Origin of the sequence: Mesorhizobium qingshengii, assembly GCF_027563465.1 — a bacterium.
Lineage (GTDB): Bacteria > Pseudomonadota > Alphaproteobacteria > Rhizobiales > Rhizobiaceae > Mesorhizobium > Mesorhizobium qingshengii_A.
The window spans coordinates 155695-170609 of record NZ_JAPFQA010000012.1; the positions used below are offsets into that span (position 1 = coordinate 155695).

Genomic DNA, 14915 nt, shown 5'->3' on the forward strand with positions numbered 1-14915 from the left:
GGTCGCATGACTGAATTGAAACGCTCCCTGAACCTGACGATGCCAGCGCCGCCCTGACGGAGCGCGGCACGAGTTGCAGCGCGGCGGCGTCTGCATGAACATGGCCTGGCGGGGCTGAGAGAGAGTCCCGCCTGGAAGATGATATATCCTGCCTTGGCCCTTGCTTGACCCTGGCCATTTGCTACGCGCCGGGTAGACAAGCGAGGCAGAGTCCATGAGCAGCCCAAAAGCAACCGGCGTCCCTGTCATCGAGACGGAGCGAACCATCCTGCGGTCGCACCGAATGGAGGATTTCGACGCCTATGCCGCCATGTGGGTCGATCCGGTCGTTACCCGTTTCATCGGCGGCAAGCCGCGCACGCGCGAGGAAAGCTGGATGCGCTTCCTGCGTCATGCCGGCCTGTGGTCGCTGCTCGGCTACGGTTTCTGGGCGATCGAGGAAAAGGCGACAGGCCGCTTCATCGGCGAGGCCGGGTTTCACGATCTGAAGCGCGATATGGAGCCGTCGATCGAGGGCATTCCCGAGGCCGGGTGGGCGCTCGTTCCGGCCGTGCACGGCGCCGGTCTTGCCACCGAGATCGTCAGCCGGGTGCATGGCTGGGGCGACGAGACGTTCGGACGTGCGAGAACCGTCTGCATCATCGATCCGGAAAACACGGCTTCGCTGAATGTCGCGGCCAAATGCGGTTACCGGGAAGTGACGCGGACCCTTTATCACGATGCCCCGACCATCCTGCTTGAGCGGCAGCCGCAAGGCGTCCTGTCAGCGGGAGCCCAAGACGCCTAGCTGGCGTTGCGGCGCAGCTTCCGCGCCAGATCGGCCCACGGATCGGCGGTGTCGCCCGCGACCGGCGTGACGCCCCAGCCGCGCAGCACCGTCGAGGCATCGAAAGGCCGCGGCCTGGCGATCGCATAGCCCTGGGCATAGTCGACGCCGATCTTCTTCAGCGCGGCAATGATGCCGTCGCTTTCGACGAACTCGGCGATCGTGCGCTTGCCCATCACCTTGCCGATGTGATGGATCATCTCGACCATGGCGCGGTCGATGCGGTCCTCGAGCATGTCCTTGACGAAGCTGCCGTCGATCTTGAGGTAGTCGACCGGCAGGTGCTTCAGGTAGGCAAAGGACGACATGCCCGAGCCGAAATCGTCGAGTGCGAAACGGCACCCCAGCCCGCGCAGATCCGCAATGAAGCGCATGGCAATGGTGAGATTGGCTATGGCGCTGGTCTCGGTGATCTCCAGGCAGATCATGGCGGGCGAAATGCCATGGACGAGGAACTGCTCGCGCAGGAAGCCGAGAAATGTCTCGTCGCCGAAAGTCGCTCCGGAAAGATTGATGGCGCATGTGGCGATCGGCGCCATGCGCGGATCTGCCTGCCGCGCCGCCAGGACGCCGAAGGTGTTGCGCACCACCCAGCGATCGATCGACGGCATCAGGCCGTAGCGCTCGGCCGCGGGAATGAAGCTTTGCGGACTGACGACGCCGCCGTCTTCATCGGTCAGCCGCAACAGGATCTCGATATGCGCGCCTGCCTCGGCGACGTCGTCGCCGAGCGGCGAGATTTCCTGGGCGTGGAGCCTGAAGCGGTTTTCCTCGAGCGCGGTGTGCAGGCGCTGCACCCAGGCCATCTCGCCGAAGCGCTCCCGCAAGGCCATGTCGCCATCGTTGTGGATCTGGACGCGGTTGCGGCCTCTTTCCTTGGCCATGTAGCAGGCAACGTCGGCGGCGCGCAGCGTCTCCTCGATCGTCACGTCGGCATTGGCAATCTGCACCATGCCGATGCTGACGCTGGTGTTGAAGGGCCTGCCATCCCAGGCGAAATGCAGGTCCTGAACGGCCGCGCGCAGCCGTTCGGCGGTTTCGGCGGCGGTTTCGCAATCGCTATCCACGAGCAGCACGCCGAATTCGTCGCCGCCCAGACGGGCGAGCACATCGCCTGATCGCAATTCGTGGGTCAGCAGTGCGGAAATCTGGCGCAGCAACTGGTCGCCCGCGGCATGGCCGCAGGTATCGTTGACCAGCTTGAACTGGTCGAGGTCGAGATACATCAGCGCGTGCTGGAGGGGCTGGTCCCGCAGATCCGAGATCGTTCTTTCCAGCCGGCTTTCGAAATCGCGCCGGTTGGCCAGCCCCGTCAACGCATCATGCGATGCCTGCCATGAGAGCCGTTCGATATAGTCTTCCTCGCGCGTCATGTCGTGGAAGGCCAGGACCGCGCCGACGACGTGGCCGGCGACAAGCAGCGGCGCACCGGTCAGCGCGACCGGAACAATGGATCCGTCCGTTCGCCGCAGCAATTGCGGACGAACGCTGGATCGGCGCGGTTCGCCGGCCAGCAGGCGGTCGATCAGCCCAGTGTCCTCAACGCCGGTGTCCTTGTCCACAAGGCGAAACAGCGATGCGACCGGCTTGCCCCTGGCGGCACTGAGCGGACATGCCAGCAGTCTTTCCGCGACGGCGTTCATATAGTCCAGCCGGCCACCGGCGCCGGTACTGATGACCGCCTGGCCGATGGAAGCCAAGGTGATCTGGGCGCGCTCACGCTCTGCATTGAGCGCCATCTGGAAAGCCTGGCGCTGCCTCAGGAGTTTGCGCGTGCGCCACACCGCAAGCAGGATCAGCAAGGCAGCGGTGACGAGATTGGCAAAGGTGAGCAACGTCTTGATGAAGCGCGATCCCTCGCCGAGGCTATCCGAGAAGGCCCTGGAGAGGGGACCGATCTGACGATCTAACTGATGGATCTCCGCCTTCCAGACGCTGACCTGAGCCGCCGATGCAGGTCCCTCGCTCAGCTTCTCATGTATGGCGCCGCCAAGCCGCTGGATGGCGAGGATCATGGTGTCGGCGGCGGTCCAGTGCCGAATGGCGGTATCGAGATAGCTGAAGCCACGGAAATTCTGGAACAGCCAGATCAGACCGGTCACATCGTCAGTGTGAATTCCGCCTTGCAGGAAGCCGGCGCGCGCCGCTTTGGTGTCGGGCTCGGACTGCTCGAGCGCAAGGCGAGCTGTACGATCGGCCAGCGGAACGGCGATTGCTCCGCCGTACTCGCTGAAGAATTCCTCGTTACCGGTGTCGGCGTAGAGGCTGAGGAAATAGATGGCGTGTTTTTGCCCCTTGGACCACTGGCTTTCGCCGCCGACATAGGCGCGAACCGACGACAATGTGTAGAGGCTGAGGCTGGCCACCAGCGCCTGGACGAGGACGACCGCGACGAAAGGCCATACGAGCCCGAGAAGGCGGGGGCTCGCGTCCATCGATGACAGCTTCATCGAATTTCCATGGACTTGCCAAGATCCTGTCAGTGCGTCTGTCCGACTGTTTCATCCGTCGGTTGAAGACGCTGTTCTTCCCTCATGTCGCGCGGTTGGCGACAACAATCCGGCTATCACGTGCGGGCTTAACAGCGAATAAATAGCTCAACTATTTGTGCGTCCGCTTCTCGCTTCCAGCGGGCTAATATTGCGCGGCGTCACATAACTGCTTCAAGTTGAATTAGATTGTATTTAAGGCTCCTGGGAAACAGTCGCGGCAACGGACCGCAACACGTGTCCGCCGCCGCGCGAGTGGTTGTGGGCCAATACCGGCACGCCGGTACGGCCGTTTCCTGAAGGGGACGATACCGGCGAGAGGTCTTACGCCGGATCAGCCGGCACGGGCTGGACAATCGTCAAGGTCTTCATCAGCGTCGAAAGGTCCGGTTCATCGATGAGCATCGCCGCGTCGGCCGGCGTCAGCCAGGCCCGATGCCGCCTCTTGGCTTCCTGCCAGTCAGCCAGTTCCTCCGTCACTTTCAGCAGATAGACGATGACGTCGACGCGGACAAAGCGGTTGGCCAGCCGCTTCCAGTAGGAATAGGTGCCCGCCGGTTCCTTCAGCGTCTTGCCGAGCACGCCGGCTTCCTCCTGCGCCTCGATGGTGGCGGCCTTGCGCCCGCTCTTGCCCTTCATCGGCCAACCCTTGGGCACGATGAAGCGCCTGGTCGTTCGCGACGTGACCAGCATCACTTCGATATCGCCGCCGGCGTTAAGGCGAAAGGGGATAGCCGCCACCTGGCGGATCCTCTCGCCCTTCCTTGCCTTGCGCGCGGCCTTTTTCTTGATGGCTGCCATTCGTAAACGATCCAGTCGAAGCAATGCCGCATAGCGCTACGGGGACACCGTTGCAAAACCAAAATGTCCGCCGGCGCCCCGCGGCATCCGAATACATAAGTCGGCTAAATAAATGAAAAACGCCGGCTTGTCAGCGGCAATTGGTTACAGCGGTGTTGCCGATTATCTGCGTCTGGCAGCTTGGCTGGAGCTGCGGAACGACCGGACGCGGCTGCGGCACGATCTGGCGGTCCTGGGCACGATACTGCTGCTGCTGCTGCTGGTATTCCTGCCGCTGTATCCTGTTCTGCAATATCTGCAGGTCGTTCTGCTGGATCAGTGCGTTGCCGGTAGGGTCGACGACCTGCGCGGAAGCCGGCAAGCCAACCCCTGCCAGCAGTGCCGCTATGAAAACAATCGATGGCCGAAGCGCCGACATCCGCTCATTCCCGCGCCAAACAGATACTCAACCGTAATATAGGTCGTCCGTGCGGTTCTGCCATATACGGCCGTCGATCGAAACGAAATCGGTTTGTCGTCGTGATCTCGGAATGGAAGGGCACCCTTCGCGGCTGCGGAGAATCTACCTGGGAACCCGGCATTGCACTTGACGGAAGCTGTCGATTCGCCGCTCTATCGGGCCGGCGCCGGCCTTGAACTCAATAGCGTCGGCATGTCCGTCAGGCACAATGGCGCCTTCGGCGGTAAAACAGAATGCGATCAGCGGGTCTCTCAAGGTCAGCTTCCAGGCTGGCTCGAGGCGAGCCGGACGGGAGGGGGCTTGATGAGGAAGTACGGGTATTTGGCGGCGATGCTGGGTGCGGCCTCTGTCGCGGGTCTGCCGGCCGCGGGACTGGCGGCGCAAACCAAGGGCGACAAGGTTGCGCCGGCCGCCAGCGACGCCAATGTGCCGCAACTGCCCGGCGGTGCATCGGCTTTGTCCGAAACCCATGGCGACTGGACGGTCAATTGCCAAATAGCCGGCACGACCAAGACATGCAGCCTGTCGCATCAGCAGTTCAACAAGCAGAGCAACCAGCGCCTGCTGGCGATTGAATTGTCGAGCAGGACCGGTGACGATGCGACCGGAACGCTCGCTCTGCCGTTCGGCCTGGCGCTGGCCAAGGGGATCAGCCTGACGATCGACGACCAGAAGCTCGATGGCAGCCTGCAATTCAAAACTTGCCAGGTCGTCGGTTGTCTGGTGCCGGTGGCGTTCGATGCCAATGTCACCCCTCTGCTCAAGGCAGGCACTACCCTAAAGGTCGACGCCTTCGCGGCCGACACCGGACAAGCTGTGAACTTTTCCATTCCGCTCAACGGCTTCGGCGGGGCGCTTGCCCGAACTGCCGAGCTTTTGGCCGACTGACGGTTGAGATCACCCGTAGTCCGAAGTGAAATAGCAGGACGTTAACGGCAGGCGTCTCCGCGCCGGCACGGCTTACACGACGATCGTCTTCAGCCGTTCGGCGATCAGGGCGGCCAGCCGCTCGGCCACTTCGGCCTTGCTCATCTCCGGCCATTCCTCGACCCCAGCCCTCGACACGATCCGCACCCGATTGCGATCGCCGCCCATCACGCCCGAAGGACCGATGCCGCTGGTCTGCGACACGTCGTTGGCGACGATGAAATCGGCGCCCTTCTTCCTGAGCTTGGCCTCGGCGTTGTGCAAAAGGTCCTGTGTCTCGGCGGCGAAGCCGACGACCAGCGTCGGGCGCTGCCTGTGATGGCCGACCCCGGCGAGGATGTCGGGGTTTTCGACCATGCGCAGCACCGGCGGCCCTTCGCCCGCGACCTTCTTGATCTTCTCACCAGCCGAATTCTCGGTTCGCCAGTCGGCAACGGCGGCAACGAACACCGCCGCGTCGGCGGGCAGGAGCTGTTCCACCGCATCGCGCATCTCCTGCGCACGTTCGACATGGATGGTCTTCACGCCGGTGGGGTCGGCGATGCCGACGGGGCCTGAGACGAGGCGCACATCGGCGCCGAGCCTCGCCAGTGCCGCCGCGATGGCGTGGCCCTGCTTGCCGGACGAACGGTTGGCGATATAGCGCACGGGATCGATCGGTTCATGCGTCGGGCCGGAGGTGACGATGATCTTGCGGCCCGACAATGGTTTCGGGCTCACATCGAGCAGCGCCTCGATCGCGGCGACGATCTCCAGCGGCTCGGCCATGCGGCCTTCGCCCGCTTCGTTGCTCTCGGCCATCTCGCCTTTGGCCGGCCCAACGAAGGTGATGCCGTCCTTCCGCAACGTCGCGCGATTGCGGCGTGTCGCAGGATGCGCCCACATCCTGGGGTTCATGGCCGGCGCCATCAGCACCGGCTTGTCGGTGGCGATGAGCACGGTTGAGGCAAGATCGTTGGCGTGGCCATTGGCAAGCTTGGCCATCAGGTCGGCCGTGGCCGGCGCAACCACCAGCAGGTCTGCCTCGCGCGACAGCCTGATATGGCCGACATCGTGCTCGTCATTGCGGTCGAACAGTTCGGTGAAGACATGGCCGGCGGAGAGGGCGCCGACCGACAGCGTGGTGACGAATTCCTGTGCCGCGGCGGTCATGACCACCCGCACCGCCGCGCCGCGCTCGCGCAGCCGGCGGATCAGATCCAGCGCCTTGTACGCTGCGATGCCACCGCCGATGATGAGCAGGATGCGTTTGCCGGAAAGCGTGCCTCGCGGAAAGATCTTGCCTGCCGGGACGGCAGCCGGGGTCACCGCGCCATGCACGCCGGTCAGTTCGTGGAGCGTTTTCTCGATTTGATCGAGGCGGCCCACTGGACCGACCTGGCCGTCGACAGCGGCCCGGATCATGACCCGCGCCTGCTCTTCCATGGAACGGTCGTTTTCCGCCGCCAGTCGGCGCAGCAATTCCTTGACCTCATTGTCAAGGTTGCGGATGGTGATGCTGGCCATTTGATTGCACTCTGCCGCGACTACCGATAGCAATGATAGCAATGCAATCAAATCACTGCAAGTTGCGGAGCAGGATTCGGCTTTGGCGTTAGATGATCTTCCAGGCGATATAGACCAGCGTCAGCGCGATCACCCACAAGGCCAGGCGGCCGGAGCGGCTGTAGCGCGCCTCGGCCTTGCCGATGGCGCGGGCGGTGGTCTCGTCGAAGCGCAGCCCGTGCTCGGCCATCAGGTCGATCTCGCGTGACAGCCGATCGGTGCGCGCGGCCAGCTCCGGCGCCTGGCGGGCCAGCGTCAGCAGCGCCTTGGCGCCCTCGCGTGCATCGATCATCATGCCGCGCGGGCCAAGGTTTCCGGCGATCCAGCCGCCGACCACCGGCTCCGACGTCTTCCACATGTTGAAGGCCGGGTCGAGCGTGCGCGCCACACCCTCGACCACCACCATGGTCTTCTGCAACAGGATCAGTTCCGGCCGCGTCGCCATGTCGAAGAGTTCGGTCACTTCGAACAGCAACGTCAAAAGCTTGGCCATCGAAATGGTCTCGGCCGGCTGGCCGTGGATCGGCTCGCCGATGGCGCGGATCGCCTGCGCGAAAGCCGCGACATTGTGCTGGCGCGGCACGTAGCCGGCTTCGAAATGCACTTCGGCGACACGCAGGTAGTCGCGCGTGATGAAGCCGTAGAGGATCTCGGCGAGGAAGCGGCGTTCCTTCTTGCCGAGCCTGCCGGCGATGCCGAGATCGACGGCGACGATGGTCCCGTTCGCCTCGACGAACAGGTTGCCCGGATGCATGTCGGCGTGGAAGAAGCCGTCGCGCAAAGTGTGGCGCAGGAACGACTGGATGAGGTTGGCGGCGATCGCCTTCAGATCGTGCCCGGCGGCCTCCAGGCCGGCAATATCGTTCATCTTGATGCCGTCGACCCATTCCATGGTCAACACGTCGCGCCCGGTGCGTTCCCAGTCGACGGATGGCACACGGAAGCCGGGATCATCCCTGGTGTTCTCGCCGAGTTCCGAAAGAGCGGCCGCCTCGAGGCGAAGATCCATTTCGATCCTGGTGGTCTGCGCCAGCGTCTCGGTCACCTCGACCGGCCGCAACCGGCGTGACGACGGTACGTATTTCTCCTGCAGGCGAGCGGCGAGGAAATAGCTTTCGAGATCCTGGAAGAAGCGGCGGCGCACGCCCGGCCGGATGACCTTGACCGCCACCCTGGTGGCAGCGCCGTCATGGATGGCGTCGGCGGCGTGGACCTGGGCGATGGAGGCGGCGGCGACCGGATCGCCGAATTGCGCATAGAGATCGCCGATCTTGCGCCCGAGCGAGGCTTCGATCGCCGCGATCGCCTCGGCCCTGGGGAAGGTGTGCATCTTGTCCTGCAGCATGGCGAGATCGAGCGCCATGTCATTGCCGACGACGTCGGGCCGTGTCGCCAGGAACTGGCCGAGCTTGACGTAGGACGGCCCGAGCCGGACCACCGCCTTGGCCAGCCGGTCGCTACGCTGATAGGCGAGCGCGCGGCGGCGGGTGAACAGCCGCGCCAGCCGCCAGCCGAATTTGGGCAGGCCGTTCAGTTCCTCGCCCGGCAAGGCGGCGACGACGCCCTCGCGGACCAGCACCCAGCCGGCCCGCACCAGCCGAAATCCTGCGCTGACAGTGCTCATGGCTGCGCCCGTCCCGCCGGTCTCTTCAACCGGCGCGGGGCACATCGATCATGGGAAATGCCGGACGGCGTCAAAGCTTCCAGCCCGAATGCAGGGCCGCGATGCCGCCGGAATAGTTGCGGAAAGAGACGCGGTCGAACCCAGCGCGCGAGATCATCGTCGCGAAATTCGCCTGGTTGGGAAACCTGGCGATCGATTCGACCAGATAGGAGTAGGGCTCGCCGTCGCCGGTGACCATCTTGCCGATCCTTGGGATGGCGTTGAACGACCAGGCTTCGTAGGCCTTGTCGAGCAGCGGCATCTCGACTTCGGAAAATTCGAGGCACAGGAACCGCCCGCCCGGCTTCAGCACGCGGAAGGCTTCACCGAGCGCGACATCGATGCGCGGCACGTTGCGAATACCGAAAGCGATGGTGTAGGCGTCGAAGGTGGCGTCAGCGAAGGGCAGTTCCTCAGCGTTGGCCTCGACGAAATCAGTGTTGCCGGACAGGCCTTTCTTTTCGGCCCGGTCGCGGCCGACGGCAAGCATCGAGCCATTGATGTCGAGCACCGTGGCATGGGCCTGACCGTGGCTGGCCTCGACGATGCGGAAGGCGATGTCGCCGGTGCCGCCGGCAACGTCGAGCACGCGCCAGCCCGCCCGCTTTGGCGGATTAAGCCAGGTGACCATGGCATCCTTCCACAGCCGATGCAGGCCAGCCGACATCAGATCGTTCATCAGGTCGTAGCGGTTGGCGACCTTGTGGAAAACATCGTTGACCAGGGACTGCTTGTCGCCAGCCCCTACACGCTTGAAACCATAGGAGGTTTCCATGCCGCCCGCGGCCGTGGTTCTCTCAACTGACATTTTTTTGATCCGTCATAAAACCGGCGGGACCATAGCCGATCGATGGTGCGGGCGCTATTGTTTAAGGCGCGGTGTTCGGCCGCGCTTCCAGGTGGTGGGTTTTCAAGACCTGGGCTGACCGACGGGATGATTGAATGCCTTTGAAAGCGGAATTGCACTGCCACATTGAAGGGGCAGCGGCGCCCGAACTCGTCATCCGCCAGGCGCAGAAATATGGCAAGGATACCTCTCCCTATATCCAGAACGGTTCATTCGTCTGGCACGATTTCACGTCCTTCCTCGCGGCTTACGATTTTTCCTCCGATCTGTTTCGGACGGAGGAGGACTATGCGCGGCTGGCCGATCATTATCTGACCAGCCTCGCCCGCGACGGGGCGATCTATTCCGAGGTTTTCACCTCGCCTGATCATGCCAGGAAGGCCGGGTTGTCACCCAAGGCCTATACCGACGCGCTCGGCGAAGGCATGGCGCGGGCCAAGGCCAAGACCGGCATCGAGGGCCGCATGATCGTCACCGGCGTGCGTCATGTCGGCGTCGAGTCGATCGAACAGGCGGCACGCTTCGCCGCGCGCTGCGGGCATCCGCTGGTCACCGGCTTCGGTGTCGCCGGCGACGAGCGGGTAGGCGAGATGGAGGACTATGTCAGAGCTTTCGAGATCGCCCGTGAAGCCGGGCTCGGCATTACTGTCCATGCCGGCGAACTGACGGGCTGGGAGACTGTCCAAGCGGCGCTCGATCACATCCGCCCGTCCCGCATCGGCCATGGCGTGCGCGCCATCGAGAACCCGGACCTTGTCCGGCGCATTGCCGACGAGGGCGTCGTGCTGGAATGCTGTCCCGGCTCCAACATCGCGCTCAAGGTGTTCGACAGTTTTGCCGATCATCCCTTTCCGGCCCTGCGGGCCGCTGGCTGCAAGGTGACACTGAATTCCGACGATCCGCCCTATTTCTGGACCTCGCTGAAGCGCGAATACGACATCGCCGCCGAGCATTTCTCGATGAACGAAAAGGCGCTCACCGCCGTTACCCGCACCGCCATCGAAGCCGCCTTCGTCGACAGGAAGACCAAGACCGCGCTTCTTGCCCGCCTGAACGGCGCCTCTCGCTGATTTCTTCCGACAAAGCTGTGGTCGGTGCAGGCCAAGCGGTTCCTTGGCCGGCGCATTGCCGCTAGGGTTCGCCCAAGCAGCTTGAAGCGCGGCGCGTCCGAAAGGGTCCATGCGCGCACTTTCGGGCGACAGGCATCAGGAGAACATCATGAAGGGCGTCACCGTCGTCGACCACCCGCTTGTCCAGCACAAGCTGACCATCATGCGCAAGAAGGAAACCTCGACGGCCGGCTTCCGGCGGCTGCTGCGCGAGATCTCGCTGCTGCTCGGCTACGAGGTCACGCGCAACCTCGAATTGACGACGACGACAATCGAAACGCCGATCGAGACCATGGAGGCGCCGACGCTGGAGGGCAAGAAACTGGTCTTTGCCTCGGTGCTGCGCGCCGGCAACGGTTTGCTGGAAGGCCTGCTCGACCTAGTCCCGGCGGCCCGCGTCGCCCATATCGGCCTCTACCGCGACCACGAAACGCTGGAGGCGGTCGAGTATTTCTTCAAGGCGCCGAGCGATCTCGCCGACCGGCTGGTCATCGTCGTCGATCCGATGCTGGCGACCGCCAATTCGGCGATCGCGGCGATCGACAAGCTGAAGGGGCGCGGCGCCACCAACATCCGCTTCCTCTGCCTGCTGGCGGCGCCCGAAGGCATCGAACGCTTCACCAAGGCGCATCCGGACGTTCCGGTCTTCACCGCTTCCATCGATCGCCAGCTCAACGAGAAGGGCTACATCATGCCTGGCCTCGGCGACGCCGGCGACCGCATGTACGGGACCAAGTAGTACCAGGCAAAGTTGCCTGGTACGATTTACCAAACGTTTACGCAAAGGCGCGGTTCTGGCGCGCGTTAAAACGGCAAACACCATCTCGGCTTAAGGATTGGCGGTCGCTACAGCGCCGTGCGTCCATTTGAACGCGCAAAGGACGCTGTAGCACTTTGATTTGCGCATGATCCCGAAAATCGATTCCGATTTTCGGGATCATGTGGCGAGGCCGATCCATGCTGCGCAAATTTCTCATTCTTGGCGTTTTTGCCGGTGCATCGGCATCGATACCGATTGTGTATCAGTCGAATCCGGGGATCCTCGAAAACCTGCTGAAATCGACGATGACGAGCAGGCCTGCGGTCGAAGCCCAGCCCGATGTCAACCTGGTATCGGTCCCCGACAAGCCGGCGGCGCCGCTGCCGCTGGGCCGCAAGGTTGTCGTCACGGCGGACGAGCGCGGGCATTTCTCGTCGGCCTTCAGGCTGAACGGACGTCAGGTCGACGGCATGATCGACACCGGCTCGACGCTGGTCGCCATCAACGCCTCAACGGCACGCAGGATTGGGTTGTCGCTCAACCCTTCCGATTTCAGCCACGAGGTCAACACCGCCAACGGCACGATCAAGGCTGCCGTGGCATTGATCGACCGGCTGCAGATCGGCACCATTACCGTCAATGACGTCCAGGTCATCGTGCTCGACGACAGGGCTTTGCACACCAACCTGATCGGCATGAGCTTCCTCAGTCGGCTCAGCAAATACCAGGCCGAGAATGGTACGCTGCTGCTCGTCCAGTAACTAGCCGCGCGGCAGAATCCGCCTGATGACCGACTTGTCGGAGGCCGGCTTCGACGCGCCGATCGCATAGGCCGAGAGCACGGCGGCGGCTGCGGTCTCGGCATCGGACGGCGAACGGGCGTGGACCAATGCGAGGGGCTCGCCAGCCCTGACTTCGGCGCCGACCGGCAGCAGCCTGGTGATGCCAACCGCGAGGTCGACCTTGTCGTCCGGCCGTGTGCGCCCGCCTCCCAGAGCAACCACGGCAAGCCCGATGTCGCGGGTCGCGATGCCGGTGACGAAGCCGTTTGCGGTCGCCTTGACGGCGAGCTCGGCCGCCGCTGTCGGCAAATATCTTTCCGGCCTCTCGATGAAATCGGCGGGGCCACCGAGAGCGGCCACCATGCGCGCGAAGGTGGCGGCGGCACGGCCGCTGGCGAGGGTTTCGCTGGCGCGGCGCATGCCATCCTGGTTCGATGACACCAGTCCCGCCGACTGCAGCATCTCGGCGGCCAGCGCCAGCGTCACGTCCTCCAGCCGACGGTCACGAAGCCGTCCGGTGAGGAAATCGACGGCATTGCGCACCTCGACGGCATTGCCGGCGGCCGAGGCCAGCGGCTCGTTCATGCCGGTGATCAATGCCGAGGCCTTCAGCCCGGCGCCGTTGGCGATTTCGACCAGGCTGTTGGCGAGGGTCGTCGCGTCGCGCGATTTTTCCATGAAGGCGCCGTTGCCGACCTTGACGTCGAGCACCAGCGACTGCAAGCCGGCGGCCAGTTTCTTCGACAGGATCGAAGCGGTGATCAGCGGCACCGATTCCACCGTGCCGGTGACGTCGCGGATCGCATAGAGCCGGCGGTCGGCGGGTGCGAGATCGGCGGTCTGGCCGATGATGGCGCAACCGGTTTCGAGCACCGCCTTGCGAAACAGCGCGATATCGGGCTGGCTGACATAGCCGGGGATCGCGTCCATCTTGTCCAGCGTGCCGCCGGTGTGGCCGAGGCCACGGCCGGAAATCATCGGCACATAAGCGCCGCAAGCGGCGACGATCGGCGCCAGCATGAGCGAAACATTGTCGCCGACGCCGCCTGTGGAATGTTTGTCGGTGACCGGGCCGGGCAGGTCCGACCAGTCGAGGACGTCGCCGGAATCGCGCATGGCCAAAGTCAATGCCACCGCCTCGTCACGGCTCATGCCGTTGAAGAACACGGCCATGGCGAAGGCGCCGACCTGGCCATCCGAAACGGCCCCGTCGGTCATGCCCGTGACGAAGCTGGCGATCTCTTGCGCCGACAGTCTCAGGCCATCACGCTTGCGGCGGATGATTTCTTGCGGAAGCATGGCGCTTTACCTTTCCCCTTGCGGGGGTCCGAAGGACGCGCGAGACCAGTGGCTTGCCCCGTAAGGCCGTTCCACAGGGCGGAGCCGGGCGGGCAGTGCCCGCTCGTCGACCCTCTCCACAAGGGCGAGGGTAAAAACCGCTTCACCCATCCAGCAAGCCTTCCTGGAACAAATGCTGCAGGATCGTCGCCAGCCGCGCACCGCCGATCGGCGCCATGTCCTTGGTCTCCTGGTGCGAAAGCTCGGCCCCGGTCATGCCGGCCGCCAGATTGGTGATCACCGAGCAGGCGGCGACGCGCAGACCGAGGAAGCGGGCGAGGATGACCTCCGGCACGGTCGACATGCCGACGGCGTTGGCGCCCATGATGCGCGCCATGCGGATTTCGGCGGGCGTCTCGAAGCACGGACCGGAAAACCACATGTAGACACCCTTGTGAAGCGCGGTGCCGGTCGCCTTCGCCGCGCGCTCGAGCGCCTTTCGGATGCCGGCGTCATAGGCTTCGGTCAGGCCGACGAAGCGGCGGTCGCTGGGCTCGCCGATCAGCGGATTGGTGCCCGAGAAATTGATGTGGTCCGATATCAGCATCACCGAGCCCGGCAGCATGTCCGGATCGACCGAACCGGCGGCATTGGTGAGGATCAGTTTTGTGATGCCGATGCCGGAAAGCACTTCCAGCACCGGCCGCATCGCCGCCGCGTTGCCGTGCTCGTAATAGTGGGCGCGGCCGGACAGCATCAGCACCGGCACGCCGGCAAACAGCCCCGCCACCACTTCGCCGGCATGGCCGGTGACGCCGCTTCTGGGAAAACCCGGCAAGTCGGCATAGGGGACACGGATCGGGTCCTCGATCTGGTCGACCAGCCCGCCCAAGCCCGAACCCAGGACCAGCGCGGCCGCCGGCGCCAGGCCGTCCAGCCTCTCGACGAGATGGTCCAGCGCCTTTTCCATCATTGCACCCAGCTCTTCATTTCAGGATATCGCCCCGGAAGCCGTAGGGCAGCATCTCGCCCATGGTCACGGTTTCGGCCACGCCGGCATTGTCACAGAGATAGAGCTTTGTCTCCGGCCGGCAGAATTCGGCCAGCCGCTGACGGCAGCCGCCGCAAGGCGAGCATTTCGCCATGCGTTCGGCAATGACGGCGATTTCGACGATCTTGCCGCCGCCACCCATGACGTAGTGGCCAAGCGCGGTGGTTTCGGCGCACCAGCCTTCCGGATAGGAGGCAATTTCGATGTTGGCGCCGGCAAAGACGCGCCCATCCTCGGTGCGAAGCGCCGCCCCCACCGGAAACTTCGAATAGGGCGCATAGGCCTTTGCCATGGCCGCCCTGGCCGCCTCGAACAATTCATGCGACATTCGGTTGTTGTCTCCGATGATCTTGTCCAAAACCCGACGCTCACTGCGG

Annotated in this window: 14 protein-coding genes; 6 read left to right on the forward strand and 8 right to left on the reverse strand. The window is 63.9% G+C overall.

Translation table 11 applies throughout. The features are described from left to right. The first annotated feature begins 214 nt into the window (after positions 1-214). Positions 215-787, forward strand: a complete 573-nt coding sequence (locus tag OOJ09_RS23355; protein ID WP_269907467.1) for a GNAT family N-acetyltransferase — start codon at positions 215-217, stop codon at positions 785-787. Here OOJ09_RS23355 and OOJ09_RS23360 read toward each other — a convergent pair. Both OOJ09_RS23360 and OOJ09_RS23365 read right to left on the reverse strand, forming a co-directional pair. Continuing rightward, a complete protein-coding gene (locus OOJ09_RS23360) occupies positions 784-3276 on the reverse strand; it encodes an EAL domain-containing protein (protein WP_269907468.1) in 2493 nt (830 codons plus the stop codon). The two genes, OOJ09_RS23355 and OOJ09_RS23360, sit on opposite strands and share 4 nt — an antisense overlap. A gap of 363 nt (positions 3277-3639) precedes the next feature. Continuing rightward, positions 3640-4116: an NUDIX hydrolase gene (locus OOJ09_RS23365; protein ID WP_269907469.1), complete on the reverse strand. Its 477-nt coding sequence runs from the start codon at positions 4114-4116 to the stop codon at positions 3640-3642. A 112-nt stretch (positions 4117-4228) separates the two neighbouring features. Here OOJ09_RS23365 and OOJ09_RS32000 point away from each other — a divergent pair, with 112 nt between their 5' ends. Both OOJ09_RS32000 and OOJ09_RS23375 read left to right on the forward strand, forming a co-directional pair. Then, a complete protein-coding gene (locus OOJ09_RS32000; protein ID WP_333474479.1) occupies positions 4229-4576 on the forward strand; it encodes a hypothetical protein in 348 nt (115 codons plus the stop codon). Between the two features lie 126 nt (positions 4577-4702). Continuing rightward, positions 4703-5464 (forward strand): invasion associated locus B family protein, encoded by a 762-nt coding sequence (locus OOJ09_RS23375; RefSeq protein ID WP_269907471.1) that lies wholly within the window; start codon positions 4703-4705, stop codon positions 5462-5464. Between the two features lie 72 nt (positions 5465-5536). Here OOJ09_RS23375 and coaBC read toward each other — a convergent pair whose 3' ends face one another. The 3 genes from coaBC to ubiE all read right to left on the reverse strand — a co-directional run bounded on the left by coaBC (position 5537) and on the right by ubiE (position 9519). Further along, on the reverse strand, positions 5537-7009 hold the full coding sequence (coaBC, locus tag OOJ09_RS23380; RefSeq protein WP_269907472.1) for a bifunctional phosphopantothenoylcysteine decarboxylase/phosphopantothenate--cysteine ligase CoaBC: 1473 nt from the start codon (positions 7007-7009) through the stop codon (positions 5537-5539). An 88-nt stretch (positions 7010-7097) separates the two neighbouring features. Further along, positions 7098-8672: a 2-polyprenylphenol 6-hydroxylase gene (gene ubiB / locus OOJ09_RS23385; RefSeq protein ID WP_269907473.1), complete on the reverse strand. Its 1575-nt coding sequence runs from the start codon at positions 8670-8672 to the stop codon at positions 7098-7100. A gap of 70 nt (positions 8673-8742) precedes the next feature. After that, positions 8743-9519, reverse strand: a complete 777-nt coding sequence (gene ubiE, locus OOJ09_RS23390) for a bifunctional demethylmenaquinone methyltransferase/2-methoxy-6-polyprenyl-1,4-benzoquinol methylase UbiE (protein ID WP_269907474.1) — start codon at positions 9517-9519, stop codon at positions 8743-8745. Between the two features lie 134 nt (positions 9520-9653). Here ubiE and OOJ09_RS23395 point away from each other — a divergent pair, with 134 nt between their 5' ends. The 3 genes from OOJ09_RS23395 to OOJ09_RS23405 all read left to right on the forward strand — a co-directional run bounded on the left by OOJ09_RS23395 (position 9654) and on the right by OOJ09_RS23405 (position 12188). Next, positions 9654-10628, forward strand: a complete 975-nt coding sequence (locus OOJ09_RS23395; protein ID WP_269907475.1) for an adenosine deaminase — start codon at positions 9654-9656, stop codon at positions 10626-10628. A 148-nt stretch (positions 10629-10776) separates the two neighbouring features. Beyond that, on the forward strand, positions 10777-11406 hold the full coding sequence (upp, locus tag OOJ09_RS23400) for a uracil phosphoribosyltransferase (protein ID WP_010911460.1): 630 nt from the start codon (positions 10777-10779) through the stop codon (positions 11404-11406). A gap of 218 nt (positions 11407-11624) precedes the next feature. Continuing rightward, positions 11625-12188 carry a TIGR02281 family clan AA aspartic protease gene (locus tag OOJ09_RS23405; protein ID WP_269907476.1) on the forward strand — a complete coding sequence of 188 codons (564 nt, stop codon included), beginning with the start codon at positions 11625-11627 and terminating at the stop codon, positions 12186-12188. On the opposite strand, the gene deoA is transcribed toward OOJ09_RS23405, so the two are convergent. From deoA to cdd, 3 genes are all read right to left on the reverse strand, one after another. Continuing rightward, positions 12189-13508 carry a thymidine phosphorylase gene (gene deoA / locus OOJ09_RS23410; protein WP_269907477.1) on the reverse strand — a complete coding sequence of 440 codons (1320 nt, stop codon included), beginning with the start codon at positions 13506-13508 and terminating at the stop codon, positions 12189-12191. It abuts the gene before it with no gap. 142 nt (positions 13509-13650) lie between these two features. Further along, a complete protein-coding gene (locus tag OOJ09_RS23415) occupies positions 13651-14460 on the reverse strand; it encodes a purine-nucleoside phosphorylase (protein WP_269907478.1) in 810 nt (269 codons plus the stop codon). 13 nt (positions 14461-14473) lie between these two features. Continuing rightward, on the reverse strand, positions 14474-14866 hold the full coding sequence (gene cdd / locus OOJ09_RS23420; protein ID WP_269907479.1) for a cytidine deaminase: 393 nt from the start codon (positions 14864-14866) through the stop codon (positions 14474-14476). Positions 14867-14915: the final 49 nt, after the last annotated feature.